Genomic DNA, 15462 nt, shown 5'->3' with positions numbered 1-15462 from the left:
AAAGGCGTTCCCTCACCAACAAAAATGATTCGATTTATGCTAAAAGATTTATTTTCATTAGTTACAATTGTAGCACTTCTATTCTCATCCTGTTCTAAATCAGAAGAAGAAGAAAATGGTGATGACCCCCAACCCACCAAACAGACGGTTTATTTCGGAGTGAATCTGTCAGGAGCTGAATTTGGAAATGTATATCCGGGGGTAGATGGTACACACTATGGTTATCCAACAGAAAAAGACCTGGACTATTTCAAAGCCAAAGGCCTCTATCTGGTACGTTTTCCATTCCGTTGGGAACGCATACAACCCACAATGAATGGAGAACTAAATGCAACAGAGTTGGCAAAAATGAAAAAATTCGTCAAAGCTGCTGAAGATAGAAACATGCAGATACTCTTGGATATGCATAACTTTGGAAGATATTGCGTATATTGCGACGGACAAAGTTCGCAAAACAATCAGTATGCAATCATTGGTAATGCACGGTGCACTGTTGATAATTTCTGCGACGTATGGAAAAAACTGGCAAAAGAGTTTAAGGATTACAAGAATATCTGGGGATATGATATAATGAATGAACCTTATGAGATGCTCGCATCAACTCCATGGGTGAACATAGCCCAAGCCTGCATTAACGCTATCCGTACAGTAGATACTAAAACAACCATCATTGTCAGTGGAGATGAATTCAGCTCCGCCAGACGATGGAAGGAATGTAGCGACAACCTGAAAACTCTGACAGACCCAAGTAACAACCTGATATTCCAGGCTCATATCTATTTCGATTCGGATTCTTCCGGAAACTATGATAAAGGATATGATGAAGATGGAGCAACCATTCAAACAGGAGTAGCACGTTTGAAACCTTTCGTTGACTGGTTGAAAGAAAACAACAAACGCGGATTTGTCGGAGAATATGGAGTACCTGATACCGATGGCCGATGGTTAGATATTCTTGACTCAGCCCTCAAATATCTACAAGAAAATGGAGTGAACGGAACTTATTGGTCCGCCGGTCCGCGATGGGGCGATTATCCCTTATCTGTCCAACCGACCAACAATTACACTCAGGATCGTCCGCAACTGAATACGCTCCTGAAATATAAAAGTACGCAACAATAACCAGATTTAAATACTGTCCATGAGAACCCGATTCATCACTATCATCACTTTACTTCTATCTACACCAATGGTTATCGCACAGAAATCCATGGATGAGATAGACAGGAAAAGCTTTGCAGCAAAGCCTTCTCCCATAGAGGTAAAAGGTACACAGATGACTGAAACAGGTAATATTCCTCCAGTTGGAAATATACCTGCGGAGTTCTCTTTGGACGGAATCTGGCAACTGGCGGAAGGAGGAACAGAAAAAGAACGCTTGCATACCTCCTGGAGAGATCAAATACCTGCCCGTGTACCGGGAAGTATTCATACCGCACTGGTAGAAAATAAAATCATACCCGATCCATACATCGGTCAAAATGATTCTATAGCGGAAAAACAATCTTATAAAACATGGTGGATGAAGCGGGAGTTCGAACTAAACTCCCCTTTATCTCACAGCATATTATCTTTTGGCGGAATTGCCAATAAATGTACTATATGGCTCAACGGAAAACTCCTAGGAACACACGAAGGAATGTTCGGAGGACCTGATTTCTCAATAGGTAAATATTTAAAGAACAAAAATACGCTCATAGTAAAACTTGAAGCCATTCCTCAAATGTTTTTAGGGAACTGGCCGCCCAACGCAAATGAAAGTTGGAAATATACAGTCGTGTTCAATTGTGTTTACGGATGGCATTATGCACAAATTCCGTCATTGGGAATCTGGCGAAGTGTCCAACTAAAAGAACAAGCCGCCGTAGATATAGACTCACCTTTCGTCGCCACTCGTTCACTCGATGGTCAAATGCGTCTGACGTTTGATTTACACGAACAATCATCTCCATTAAAAGGAGTATTATATGCTGAAGTATCTCCCAAAAACTTCAAAGGAATAAAACAATATTATCGTTTTGACATTAACAGCCGACGTAAACAAGAAACCTTGTCTTTGGACTTTCAAATCAAGGATCCACACCTTTGGTGGCCTAATGACAGAGGAGAACAAGCTCTATATGATCTTAATCTCCGTTTCATTCCACAAAAAGGAAAAACAGCTCATGTAAAAACATCATTCGGCATCCGGACGATTGAGATGAGGCCATTAACCGATGGTGCTAAAGAAGATTATTATAACTGGACATTTGTCATCAACGGGAAACCGATGTTTATAAAAGGAACAGGTTGGTGTACCATGGATGCATTAATGGACTTTTCAAGAAATAAATATGAGCATTTACTTCAGATAGCCAAAAGCCAGCACATACAAATGCTAAGAGCTTGGGGAGGAGGAATGCCCGAGACGGATGATTTCTACGAATTATGCGACAGATACGGAATACTGGTTATGCAAGAATGGCCAACAGCCTGGAATAGCCATAACACGCAGCCGTACTCTCTTTTAAAAGAGACGGTAGAAAGAAATACCAAACGACTCAGAAACCACCCTTCTCTTGTGATGTGGGGAGCAGGAAATGAATCGGACAAGCCATTCGGCCCTGCCATTGACATGATGGGACGACTAAGCATCGAACTCGACGGAACTCGTCCTTTCCATCGCGGGGAAGCTTGGGGAGGCAGCCAACACAATTATAACTGCTGGTGGGATAATGCCCACCTCAATCATAATTTGAATATGACCGCTCCTTTTTGGGGAGAATTTGGGATAGCATCATTGCCTCACATTGAGACAGTACACAAATATTTAGATGGGGAGAAAGAGGTGTGGCCTCCCCGAAGGAGCGGTAACTTCACACACCACACTCCTATCTTCGGAACAATGGGAGAAATGGGAAAGCTCGTTCAATACTCCGGTTATTTTATGCCGAAAGATTCGCTGGCTTCTTTCATTCTCGGATCACAATTAGCACAAGTAGTGGGAGTGAGACATACACTAGAACGGGCACGTACATTATGGCCTCATACTACGGGAGCACTTTATTATAAGATGAACGACAATTATCCCGGCGTCTCGTGGTCGTGCGTAGATTATTACGGCATCATTAAACCCATTCATTATTTTGTGCAAAAATCTTTTGCTCCGCTAGCGGCAGTTATGTTATTTGACCGTAGCAATCTCTCCAGCCAGGAAGTCAGCCTTCCTGTTTATCTGCTCGATGATTGCCAAGAACTGGACAAAAAACCTTATCAAGTGAAGGTATCTATATACAATGATCAACTAGACACTGTCGCCAACCATACGTTTAATGGCACCGGAGATGAGAATGTTGTAAAAAAACTAGGAGAAATCTATTTAAACAGAGAGCAAACCAAATCTACCATGTTGTTCTTTGTATTGGATATAGTGAAAAATAACCGGAGTATCTACCGGAATTACTACTTCACCAATTATGAAGTGCGCCCGGGCTCCATCTTATCAATGCCCCAGACAACCATAAAGACGGAACGTAGGGGCAATGCAGTGATTCTGACAAATACAGGAAAATATCCTGCCATCGGAGTACACATAGAAGTACCGGAGAAGATGGATCAACTCATCGTTTCGGAGAACTATATATGGCTTAATCCACAGGAATCAAAAAAATTAAAAATAAACTTGGAATCTCCAGTGATTGTAAAAGGCTGGAACCTCCAATAACCCTATTAAACAGAACATTATGAAAAAAGTTTTTATTTCGGCTTTTCTACTACTAAGCTTACTTACTCTAAATGGATGTAAAAGCAATCAACCTCCAGTAAAAGAGACTGGTGAACCTTATGGTGTCAACCTCGCATGTGCCGACTTCGGTTCATCTTTTCCCGGAGAATATAATAAAGACTATACTTATCCGACAGATCAGGACCTCGAATATTGGCACAAAAAAGGTCTGAAACTTATCAGGTTACCATTTAAATGGGAACGGTTGCAACTGGATCTGAAAGGCCCGCTGAACCAACATGACCTCAATAAAATGAAAGAACTGGTCAGAGCTGCAGAAAAGCGGGATATGGTCGTACTTCTTGATTTGCATAATTATTGTCGCCGTTACATGAATAACGAACACACCCTTATCGGAAGTAACGGATTAACAATAGAAGATCTGGCCTCTTTCTGGCAAGCTATCGCTAAAGAATTCTCGACTTTCAAAAATATATACGGCTACGGGCTGATGAATGAACCACACGATCTGGCTCCCGGAAGTAATTGGTTCGACATGGCGCAAGCATCCATCAATGCCATTCGACAGGTCGATACCAACACCCTTATCATGGTAGGCGGCAATGACTGGTCATCGGCAGAACGCTGGATTGAGCAAAGCGATACACTCAAATTCTTAAAAGACCCTGCTAATAATCTCGCTTTTGAAGCGCATGTATATTTTGACAAAGATGCATCCGGTACTTATAAATATTCCTATGAAGAAGAGGGATGTTATCCGGAAAAAGGTATCGACCGGGTAAAACCTTTTGTCGAATGGATCAAACAAAATAATTTCCATGGCTTTATCGGAGAATATGGAATTCCCGACAATGATCCCCGTTGGAATGAAACTCTTGATTTGTTCCTGCACTATTTACAAGAGAACGGAATCAACGGCACCTATTGGGCAGCAGGTCCGTGGTGGGATACCTATTTCATGGCAATCACCCCTAAAGAGGGAAAAGACAGGCCGCAAATGCCCATAGTTGAGAAATATACGCATACTTTAAAGAAATAGAATCATGCTCAAACGACTCTCCATCTGCTACGTTTTATTCATTCTTTGTACAACCTGTGTTTCTGCTCAAGAAGACCGGTGGACAGGAAGTGCCACGAATCTATCAAAAGGCAACTTACGGGTAAATTCGTCCGGTCGCTACCTGGAATACACGGATGGAACTCCTTTTCTTTATCTGGGAGATACAGCTTGGGAACTCATCAGCCGTTTAAACGACAAAGAGACAGAACGATATCTGGAGAATCGCAGAGAAAAGGGATTTACCGTCATACAAACTGTAATTCTGGATGAATTAGACGGCATTAACACCTCCTCCAACGGAGTCCCCCAATTAATCGACGGTAATATCGACCAACCTTCCCCCGAGTATTTCGCCCGTGTAGACAAAGTAATTTCTCTGGCTGCGGCCAAAGGTTTATATATAGCATTGCTACCAACCTGGGGCGATAAAGTAGACAAACAATGGGGAAAAGGACCGGAAATCTTCACCCCGGAGAATGCGTATAGATACGGCAAGTGGTTAGGAGAACGCTATATGAATATGCCCAACCTGATATGGGTAATAGGAGGTGACCGGAGTGGAGGCGGAAAAAACCTATCCATCTGGAACGCATTGGCAACCGGCATTAAAAGTATAGACCAAAATCATTTGATGACCTATCATCCGCAGGGTGAACACTCATCCTCATACTGGTTTCACGACGCTCCATGGTTGGACTTCAATATGTGTCAGTCCGGACATGCTCAACAGGATTTCGCCATCTATCAACGCATACTTCTACCCGACTTAAATAGGAAGCCACACAAACCATGTATGGATGGAGAACCCCGATATGAGAATATTCCGATCAATTTTAAAAAAGAGAACGGAAGATTCGGAGAGGATGACGTCCGCCATACACTCTACCAAAGCATGTTCAGTGGAGCCTGTGGCTATACATATGGTTGTAATGATATATGGCAAATGTTCGACACCGGACGCGAATCTAAATGTGATGCCGATACTCCATGGCATCAGGCTATGGACAAACAAGGAGCATGGGATTTAATTCACTTTCGCAGATTATGGGAGAAATTTGATTTTACTCAAGGGAAGAGCCAACAAAGCATTTTTGGCAATGCCTCTTTAGAAAAGACAAACTACCCCGTAGCCTTCGGCAACAAAGACTATATACTGGTATATCTTCCGCAAGGTGGGAAAAGAACCATCTATCTGCCTCCCATGAGTAGTCCCAAACAGACTTTAAAATGGATGAATCCCCGTAACGGACAAACCACATTCTACCAGTATACGACAACAGATACGATTTCCATATCCTCGCCTACAGAAGGAAAAGGAAATGACTGGGTTCTAATAATCGAATAACCAACTGATAAAAAATAACTATAGAATATGAAAAGTAACAGATTAGAAGAGCTGACACAGCACTATGAAGCTCTTATCACCCGGAAAAATGAGATATGCAATAACAATAACGGTATATACAGACGTTATCACTACCCTGTGTTAACAGCAGAACATGCACCATTAATCTGGAAGTATGATTTTGATGAGAAACAGAATCCATTCATGGAAGAGCGGATTGGCATCAACGCGGTAATGAATACAGGAGCAATCAAAATCAATCATAAATATTACCTTGTGGCACGTGTCGAGGGAGCAGACCGAAAGTCATTCTTCGCAGTAGCGGAAAGCGACAGCCCGGTAGACGGGTTCCGCTTTTGGGATTATCCGATAGAAATGCCGGAAACAGATGTTCCCGACACCAATATGTACGACATGCGCCTGACCGCACATGAAGACGGATGGATCTACGGCATTTTCTGTGCGGAACGTAAAGATACGAACGCTCCGGCAGGTGATTTATCGTCAGCAGTGGCCGTAGCAGGTATTGCACGAACAAAGGACCTGAAAACATGGCAACGTTTACCGGACCTGAAATCTCCAAGCCAGCAACGAAACGTTGTGCTTCATCCGGAATTCGTTAACGGGAAATACGCTTTATATACCCGCCCCCAAGATGGCTTTATCGACGCTGGTAATGGAGGAGGCATTGGCTGGGCACTCATAGACGACATCTGTCATGCCGAAATAAAAGAAGAAAAGATCATCAATAAACGGTTTTATCATACGATCAAGGAGGTAAAAAACGGAGAAGGGCCACACCCCATAAAAACCCCACAAGGATGGTTACATTTGGCACATGGAGTAAGAGGATGCGCAGCCGGACTACGCTATGTATTATACCTATATATGACTTCCTTAGAAGATCCGACACAGATTATAGCCGAACCTGCAGGTTATTTCATGGCTCCCATAGGAGAAGAAAGAATCGGTGATGTATCGAATGTATTATTCTCAAATGGATGGATTGAAGATGACAACGGAAAAGTTTATATCTATTATGCGTCTTCCGACACCCGTCTTCATGTAGCCGAATCAACAGTAAGCCAGCTTGTAGATTATTGTCTGCACACGCCGGCAGACGGTTTTCGTTCCATAGAATCCGTGAAACAGATCATTACTATGGTAAATCATAATAAACAATACCTGAAACAATAAACGCACCACCATGGAAAACATAAAACTAAAAGAAAAAATCGGGTATGGATTAGGAGATGCAGCTTCTTCCATGTTCTGGAAGTTATTCACCATGTATCTATTATTCTTCTATACAGACGTGGTAGGTATCTCCTCGGCCGTTGTAGGAACAATGTTTCTCATCACACGTATCTGGGATACTTTCCTTGACCCGTTTGTCGGAATATTAGGTGACCGGACCAGTTCCCGATGGGGAAAATTCCGTCCTTACCTATTATGGGTGGCAATACCATTCGGTATCTGTGGCATACTAACCTTCTCTTCTTTCGGAGATAACATGACCACCAAAATAATATTTGCCTACGCCACATACACTCTTATGATGATGGTATATTCCTTAATCAATGTGCCATATGCATCTCTATTAGGAGTAATGTCTGCCAATCCTCAAGTACGCACAGAGTTTTCCTCTTACCGTATGACATTTGCGTTTGGGGGAAGTATTCTGGTATTATTCCTCATTGAGCCGCTGGTCGATATATTCAGTAAGATGAAGATAACAGAGAGCCTACCCGACATTGCTTTCGGCTGGCAGATGGCCGCAGTCGTATTCGCCATTATGGCCAGCGGCATGTTCCTGTTAACGTTTCTATGGACCAAAGAAAGAGTGCAGCCTATAAAGGAAGAAAAAGGATCACTCAAAGAAGACCTGAAAGATTTAGGTAAAAACAAACCTTGGTGGATACTTTTATGCGCAGGAATCATGGCATTAGTTTTCAATTCTCTCCGTGACGGTTCCGCTGTATTCTATTTTAAATATTATGTAGATGGTTCCGACACATTCTCCTTCTCATTCATGAACAGTGCCATCACACTTATTACTATTTACCTGGTATTAGGACAAGCAGCCAATATTCTCGGAATCATGTTCGTACCATCCCTCACCAAGAGAATCGGTAAAAAGAAAACGTACTTCATGGCTATGGTTTGCGCCACCATTTTAAGTGTGTTATTCTACTTTCTTCCCAAAGATTTTATTTGGGGAATTTTATGCTTACAGATCTTAATAAGTATCTGTGCCGGTATTATCTCCCCCTTGTTATGGTCTATGTATGCAGATATATCGGACTACTCCGAATGGAAAACCGGAAGACGGGCAACCGGTCTGATATTTTCTTCTTCATCCATGTCTCAAAAGTTCGGATGGACTATCGGAGGTGCTTTGACCGGATGGTTACTGGCTTATTTCGGTTTCAAAGCAAACGTGATTCAATCTGATTTTGCCCAAACCGGTATTTGTATGATGATGAGTATTTTCCCGGCCATTGCTACCATGTTATCTGCAATCTTCATTTCACGTTATCCGCTAAATGAAAAAAGATTATATGAGATATCAACGGAACTCGAAGAAAGAAGAAAAAAATAAATTCATCACTAATCAACGAATCAATATGGCTCATATTCCAATTCGATCCTATTTGTATTTACTACTTGGTACAGCCCTATTCTCATGTACGCCTCAAGAGCTAAAAACGCCATTTGAATTAAAATGTGAGAATATACCCGTTCCTATAGGAGTGGATACTCAAACTCCCAGACTTTCCTGGAAACTTCCGCTGCTAGAGGAAGATAGTATTAACAAAGTTGAAATATGGCTATCAACAGACAGTGCCCAATTATCAGACTGTCAGTCCGTTTATTGGAACAAATCCATCATAGGAGCTCCTATAAGAGCCTCCTATGATGGACAACCATTAGATTCATATACGACTTATTATTGGAAAATAGGTTATCAAACCTCCTCCAAACAGAAAACTACATTTTCCCCCATATCCTCCTTCACAACAGGCTGTTTATCAACCAATGACTGGAAAGGGAAATGGATTACTGACGGACATGACATCACATACCGCCCGGCACCCTATTATAGAAAGAGTTTCCAATTAAACAAAACAGTCGAACAGGCCTTACTTACTATTGCATCGGCAGGCCTACATGAACTTTTTATCAACGGAAAACGGACAGGAAATCATTTCCTAGACCCTATGTATACACATTTCGACAAACGTATATTATCAGTCACTCATGATGTTACATCATCACTGTCTATGGGTGAGAATGTTATGGGAGTACAGCTAGGGAACGGATGGTATAATCATCAATCCACAGCAGTATGGTTTTTCGACAAGGCTTCATGGAGAAACCGTCCTAGATTCACTGCACAACTGCATCTGCGTTACACAGACGGCACAACAAAATATCTGGGTACTGACTCAACCTGGCAAAAAACTGACAGCCCCATTATTTTCAACAGTATCTATACAGCCGAACATTATGATGCACAAAAAGAATTAACAGGTTGGGACTCACCCGGATTCAACGCTACCGAATGGCATCATGCACAAGAAACCGAATCACCTACGGAAACAATCAAATCACAAGTTATGCATCCGATTCGTGAAACAGCCCGCTATACAGCAACTCAATGTAAAAAAATAAATGACAGCTGCTACGTCTACCATTTCCCCAAAAACATTGCAGGTGTCACCGAACTAAATGTGAAAGGGAAAAAAGGAACAATATTGCGCCTGAAACATGGAGAACTTTTAGACAAAAACGGTAGGGTAAACATGGCAAATATAGATTATCACTACCGGCCGACAGACGACAGCGATCCTTTTCAAACAGACATCGTCATCCTTAGCGGAAAAGAAGACAGCTTCATGCCCAAGTTCAACTACAAAGGTTTTCAGTTTGTAGAAATTTCGTCATCCGCTCCCATCGAACTATCCGGTGAGAATCTCATTGCTGTCGAAATGCACAGTGATGTTCCGGCAACCGGCTACTGGTCTTCTTCATCCGACCTGCTAAATAAAATATGGGAAGCTACCAACAGTTCCTACTTAGCCAACCTGTTCGGTTATCCGACCGACTGCCCTCAACGGGAAAAGAATGGTTGGACAGGAGATGCGCATATCACCATTGAAACAGGATTATACAATTTCGACGGCATCTCCGTATATGAAAAATGGATGAACGATTTCTGCGATGAGCAAAAAGACAACGGAGTGCTCCCGTGTATCATTCCAACTTCTATATGGGGATATGACTGGGCCAACGGGGTTGACTGGACAAGTGCCGTCGCCATTATCCCTTGGGAGATTTATCGCTTTTACGGAGACACCACACTACTCCGCCGTATGTATGAACCAATCAAGAAATATGTTTCGTATATAGAATCCATATCACCGGAATATCTTACAGATTGGGGATTGGGAGATTGGGTGCCTGTACGCTCAAAAAGCAATATCACCCTGACCTCTTCGATCTATTACTATACGGATGTCCATATTTTGGCAAAAGCAGCACTACTTTTCGGATATCCAAAAGATGCATCCTATTATAACACATTAGCCCAGAACATAAAGAATGCCATCAACACTCGTTTTCTCAACCCGGAAACTGGAATATACGCAGAAGGAACACAAACCGAACTGGCCATGCCGCTATATTGGGGGATCGTTCCGGAAAAAGATAAAAAGAAGGTAGCTGCCAGACTTCATCAGCTAGTGGAAAAAGACAATTATCATCTGGATGTCGGTTTATTGGGCAGTAAGGCACTACTCTCCGCCCTGTCAGATAACGGATATGCAGAAACTGCCTACAAAGTCGCATCACAAGACACCTATCCTTCGTGGGGATATTGGATTAAACAAGGAGCTACCACCCTACATGAGAATTGGCGGACAGATGTCATCGTTGACAACTCATATAACCATATTATGTTCGGAGAAATAGGAGCATGGCTATACAAAGGACTGGGAGGGATTCAAATCGATGAAAAGCATCCCGGATTCAGACATATCCTGCTAAAACCTTTCTTTCCGGCAGATATGAATGAACTTACCATACGCTATAATACTCCTTATGGGTGGTTAAATATCAACTGGATTCGTCAAACTAATGACTGCATCCGTTATACAATCGATATCCCGGCAGGAACTTCTGCAACATTTGTTCCTTTTACAATGCAGGAATCCCAAAAATCGATAACTTTACAAGCCGGAAAACATTCACTTGAACTTGATTTCACACAACTATTAATCAATCAGCAATAATTATGTACAAAAGAATCATCTTATTTACATTCATTTGCCTGCTTGCTTTAGCAGGAGTAGCTCAAAATAAAGATACTTATACCATTTTATTATCCGGAGCATCTTTTGCCGAACCTAACAATAAGTGGTTTGAAATGGGATGTCGTGCCCTTCACGCCATTCCTATCAATCGTGCCATAAGTGCAGAATCCATAGCCCACACAGCCAATAAAATGCTGGACGGCACCCTCTATACTCCGGAAGAGTTTGACGACATTGATGTCTTCGTCCTAATGCAAGTACATGAAAAAGACGTATATAATGAAGCAAACCTAAAAGAGAACTATAAGGACTACGCAACTCCTTTTGATGCTTCCGATTATGCCGTTTGCTACGATTATGTCATCAAGCGTTACATATCAGACTGTTATAACCAAAAATTCAACCCCAAATCCAAATATTACAATACTCCCTACGGAAAACCTGCTTCTATCGTTTTATGTACTCACTGGCATGACAGTCGTCCAGTATTCAACACTTCAGTCCGGAAACTGGCAGAGAAATGGGGATTTCCGGTAGTGGAATTCGACAGATACATCGGATTTTCCAAAAACCGGAAACATCCGGTTACAGGCAAACAATATAGCCTAATCTACACAGGAGACTCACAAACAACTCACGGAGAAGTATTCGGATGGCATCCACCTCACGGAGAGCACTCATTCATCCAGCAACGCATGGCTGCCATTTTTGCAGATACACTCCGCAAAATACTGCTCCCAAAAGAATACATTAATGAATAATCATTAAATACCCGCATGATGAAAAGATTTTTATTATTTACATATTGTTTGCTATTTGCTGCATCACAGATGATTGCACAGCTTTCCATGCCTTCTTTCTTTTCAGATCACATGGTACTGCAACGTGAGAAACCAATTCGTATATGGGGAACGGCCCATTCCGGCGAGAAAATCAGTGTAACATTAGGAGATATCAAGAAGAGTATCCGGGCAGATAAAAACGGAAAATGGTTGGTCAGCCTACCTCCCATGCAAGCAGGCGGACCATATACACTGACTGTAAAGAGCCCTGAACAATCCTTATTCTTTTCTGATATCCTAATCGGTGAAGTATGGATTTGCAGCGGACAGTCGAATATGGAGTTTCGCTTACGTAGCGCTAACCATGCCGTCGAAGAAATTGCAGCAGCCAATTATCTTCAAATCCGTTCTTTCAATGTCATACAAGAAATGAGACATACTCCCAAAAACAACTTGAAAGGCAAATGGGAAGTATGTTCCCCCACATCCGCTTCTGACTTTTCGGCTGTCGGTTATTTCTTTGCACGTGAATTATACCAGAAACTCAATATTCCTATCGGATTCATAAACTCGTCGTGGGGTGGGACGGATATTGAGACTTGGATTAGCATGGAAGTTATGGATCATTTCCCAAAATATGAGAAGTCATTGTCCCGTATGCGTTCTCCAGAATTTGAAGAATATATCAAACGCAGTGACAAAGTTAAAACAGAGTTTGAACAAGCCATCCTTAATGAGCCGGGAGAAACTGAAAAATGGTATTCAGAAGATACTTCTACAGAAAACTGGAAGAAGCATGCCGTCCCATCTTTATGGTCTAATGAAGAATTATCTGCCATAGACGGTGTTGTATGGTTTACTTATCAGTTCTCCATACCGGCCAACTGCCTGAATCAGGATGCGGAATTAAGTCTTGGCACCATTGACGATGATGACATTACATGGGTTAACGGACATGAAGTTGGACGTACAGTAGGTTATGATTTGAAACGTCTATACAAAATACCTGCAAAGATATTAAAAGAGCAAAATACCATCACTATCAAAATATCCGACTATCGCGGAGGAGGCGGGCTGTATGGTACTAAAGATGAAGTATACTTGAAAATCAACAACCGGATTTTCCCTTTATGTGATGACTGGAAATACAAAGTAGCCGTATCAAACGCCCAATATGATTACGTAGAATATGGTCCCAACTCTTTTCCCTCTTTACTCTTCAACGCAATGATCAATCCGCTGATCGGCTTGGGTATGAAAGGAGTGATCTGGTATCAGGGAGAAAACAATGCCGGTCGTGCCAATGAATATATCGATCTATTCCCTGCTTTAATCAAAGACTGGAGAAACAGATGGGATTGCGAATTCCCATTCTATTGGGTTCAGCTGGCAAACTTTATGGCTCCTGCCAGACAGCCTTCCGAAAGCCATTGGGCAAATCTAAGAGATGCACAGTCAAAGACACTGGCCTTGCCATATACAGGACAAGCTGTCATTATAGATATCGGTGAGGAAAAGGATATACATCCCCGCAATAAGCAGGATGTAGGTAAACGGCTTGCTTTACATGCACTTCGCAATGACTATGGATATGACTCCATCGTCTGTACAGGTCCGGTATTCAAGTCAGTAAAAAGAATCGGGAATACGCTGGAAGTTACTTTTGACTCTTGTGCCGGAGAACTAATAGCCCGTAATAAATACGGTTACTTATCAGGATTCGCCATTGCCGGCACAGATGGTAAATACCAATGGGCACAAGCTAAAATAGAAAATAATAAAGTAATAGTATGGAATACGGAAATACAACAACCGGTTTCCGTACGATATGCCTGGGGGGATAACCCGGATGATGCAAACTTATACAATTCAGTGAATCTGCCGGCTTCCCCGTTCGAAGGACACATCAGCCAATAAACGATATACCAAAAAACAAAAAGAAAATACCGGTAATGAATGTATGACCATCATTTCCGGTATTTTCCTATTTACAACCCACTGCTTAATCCTCCTGACACTATATTTTCTCTTTCAGGCACGTTGTAATTTAAAGATTATCACGTATCTTTGCCTCCTCAAATCATAAATACGAGATATGGCTATTACAATCAAGAAAGTCTCCACAAAGAGAGAGCTTAAGAAATTTATCCGTTTCAATTACAGAATGTACAAGGGCAACCCTTACTCTGTGCCCGACCTCTATGACGACATGCTCAACACCTTCAACAAGAAGAAAAACGCAGCATTCGAATTCTGTGAAGCAGATTATTTCCTCGCATACCGAGACGATAAAATAGTAGGACGTGTAGCTGCAATTATCAATAATCAAGCGAACGAAAAGTGGGAAAGTAAGAACGTTCGTTTCGGATGGATAGACTTTATCGACGATCCCGAAGTATCGTCCGCACTCATCAAAGCAGTGGAAGACTGGGGAAAAGAACGGGGCATGACTCATATTGCCGGCCCTCTCGGATTTACCGATTTCGATGCGGAAGGAATGCTGATCGAAGGATTCGATCAACTTAGCACCATGGCCACTATCTACAATTACCCGTACTATCCGGTACACATGGAAAAGTTGGGCTTCGAGAAAGACGCCGATTGGGTGGAATACAAAATCTACATACCGGATGCCATTCCCGACAAACATAAGCGTATCTCCGAACTAATCCAACGAAAATACAACCTCAAGATAAAAAAATACTCCTCCGGAAGAAAGATAGCCAAAGACTACGGACAGAAGATTTTCGAACTGATGAATGAAGCATACAGCCCACTCTACGGCTATTCTCCATTGACACAGCGACAGATCGACCAGTACGTAAAAATGTATCTGCCGATCCTCGACTTACGGATGGTTACCCTTATCACTGACGCCAACGATGAACTGGTCTGCGTAGGCATCTCCATGCCCTCACTGGCCGAGGCTTTACAGAAATCAAACGGACGTTTGTTGCCACTCGGATGGTTCTATCTATTAAAGGCACTATTCATGAAACGCCGTGCCAAAATGCTTGATCTACTACTCGTTGCAGTGAAGCCGGAATATCAGAATAAAGGTGTTAACGCTTTGTTATTTTCCGATTTAATTCCAGTTTATCAAAAATTAGGTTTTATATTTGCAGAAAGCAATCCCGAACTGGAATTGAACGGTAAAGTTCAGGCACAATGGGATTACTTTGAGACTCAACAACATAAGCGCCGCCGTGCGTTCATCAAAGAGATAAAATAAAAAA

Annotated in this window: 10 protein-coding genes; all 10 read left to right on the top strand. The window is 42.1% G+C overall.

The window, feature by feature from the left end; all coding sequences use genetic code 11:
- Positions 1-36: 36 nt before the first annotated feature.
- Positions 37-1122, top strand: a complete 1086-nt coding sequence (locus tag NQ505_RS06150) for a glycoside hydrolase family 5 protein (protein WP_009001135.1) — start codon at positions 37-39, stop codon at positions 1120-1122.
- Positions 1123-1141: 19 nt separating this feature from the next.
- Positions 1142-3703 (top strand): glycoside hydrolase family 2 protein, encoded by a 2562-nt coding sequence (locus tag NQ505_RS06145; RefSeq protein WP_009001136.1) that lies wholly within the window; start codon positions 1142-1144, stop codon positions 3701-3703.
- 19 nt (positions 3704-3722) lie between these two features.
- Positions 3723-4763, top strand: a complete 1041-nt coding sequence (locus tag NQ505_RS06140) for a glycoside hydrolase family 5 protein (protein WP_009001137.1) — start codon at positions 3723-3725, stop codon at positions 4761-4763.
- Between the two features lie 4 nt (positions 4764-4767).
- Positions 4768-6129, top strand: a complete 1362-nt coding sequence (locus NQ505_RS06135) for a DUF4038 domain-containing protein (protein WP_009001138.1) — start codon at positions 4768-4770, stop codon at positions 6127-6129.
- Positions 6130-6156: 27 nt separating this feature from the next.
- Positions 6157-7326 (top strand): glycosidase, encoded by a 1170-nt coding sequence (locus NQ505_RS06130; protein ID WP_009001139.1) that lies wholly within the window; start codon positions 6157-6159, stop codon positions 7324-7326.
- 10 nt (positions 7327-7336) lie between these two features.
- Positions 7337-8731 (top strand): MFS transporter, encoded by a 1395-nt coding sequence (locus NQ505_RS06125; protein WP_009001140.1) that lies wholly within the window; start codon positions 7337-7339, stop codon positions 8729-8731.
- Positions 8691-11423, top strand: coding sequence for an alpha-L-rhamnosidase (locus NQ505_RS06120; protein ID WP_009001141.1), 2733 nt, complete (start codon positions 8691-8693; stop codon positions 11421-11423). The genes NQ505_RS06125 and NQ505_RS06120 overlap by 41 nt, the downstream gene beginning before the upstream one ends.
- Before the next feature lie 2 nt (positions 11424-11425).
- Complete coding sequence (locus NQ505_RS06115; protein WP_009001142.1) at positions 11426-12205, top strand: DUF5040 domain-containing protein; 780 nt, start codon at positions 11426-11428, stop codon at positions 12203-12205.
- An 18-nt stretch (positions 12206-12223) separates the two neighbouring features.
- Entirely contained in the window at positions 12224-14143 is a 1920-nt protein-coding gene (locus NQ505_RS06110) for a sialate O-acetylesterase (protein WP_009001143.1), read from the top strand.
- Positions 14144-14321: 178 nt separating this feature from the next.
- Entirely contained in the window at positions 14322-15458 is a 1137-nt protein-coding gene (locus tag NQ505_RS06105; RefSeq protein WP_008646659.1) for a GNAT family N-acetyltransferase, read from the top strand.
- Positions 15459-15462: the final 4 nt, after the last annotated feature.

The sequence above is a fragment of the Bacteroides sp. D2 genome, from assembly GCF_025147085.1.
Lineage (GTDB): Bacteria > Bacteroidota > Bacteroidia > Bacteroidales > Bacteroidaceae > Bacteroides.
This window is presented reverse-complemented; position numbering and strand designations above follow the sequence as displayed.

What these genes read in the sequence shown, in the direction of transcription:
- NQ505_RS06150 (WP_009001135.1), top strand. Translation starts at nt 37, where the DNA reads ATGCTAAAAGATTTATTTTCATTAGTTACAATTGTAGCACTTCTATTC.
- NQ505_RS06145 (WP_009001136.1), top strand. Translation starts at nt 1,142, where the DNA reads ATGAGAACCCGATTCATCACTATCATCACTTTACTTCTATCTACACCA.
- NQ505_RS06140 (WP_009001137.1), top strand. Translation starts at nt 3,723, where the DNA reads ATGAAAAAAGTTTTTATTTCGGCTTTTCTACTACTAAGCTTACTTACT.
- NQ505_RS06135 (WP_009001138.1), top strand. Translation starts at nt 4,768, where the DNA reads ATGCTCAAACGACTCTCCATCTGCTACGTTTTATTCATTCTTTGTACA.
- NQ505_RS06130 (WP_009001139.1), top strand. Translation starts at nt 6,157, where the DNA reads ATGAAAAGTAACAGATTAGAAGAGCTGACACAGCACTATGAAGCTCTT.
- NQ505_RS06125 (WP_009001140.1), top strand. Translation starts at nt 7,337, where the DNA reads ATGGAAAACATAAAACTAAAAGAAAAAATCGGGTATGGATTAGGAGAT.
- NQ505_RS06120 (WP_009001141.1), top strand. Translation starts at nt 8,691, where the DNA reads ATGAGATATCAACGGAACTCGAAGAAAGAAGAAAAAAATAAATTCATC.
- NQ505_RS06115 (WP_009001142.1), top strand. Translation starts at nt 11,426, where the DNA reads ATGTACAAAAGAATCATCTTATTTACATTCATTTGCCTGCTTGCTTTA.
- NQ505_RS06110 (WP_009001143.1), top strand. Translation starts at nt 12,224, where the DNA reads ATGAAAAGATTTTTATTATTTACATATTGTTTGCTATTTGCTGCATCA.
- NQ505_RS06105 (WP_008646659.1), top strand. Translation starts at nt 14,322, where the DNA reads ATGGCTATTACAATCAAGAAAGTCTCCACAAAGAGAGAGCTTAAGAAA.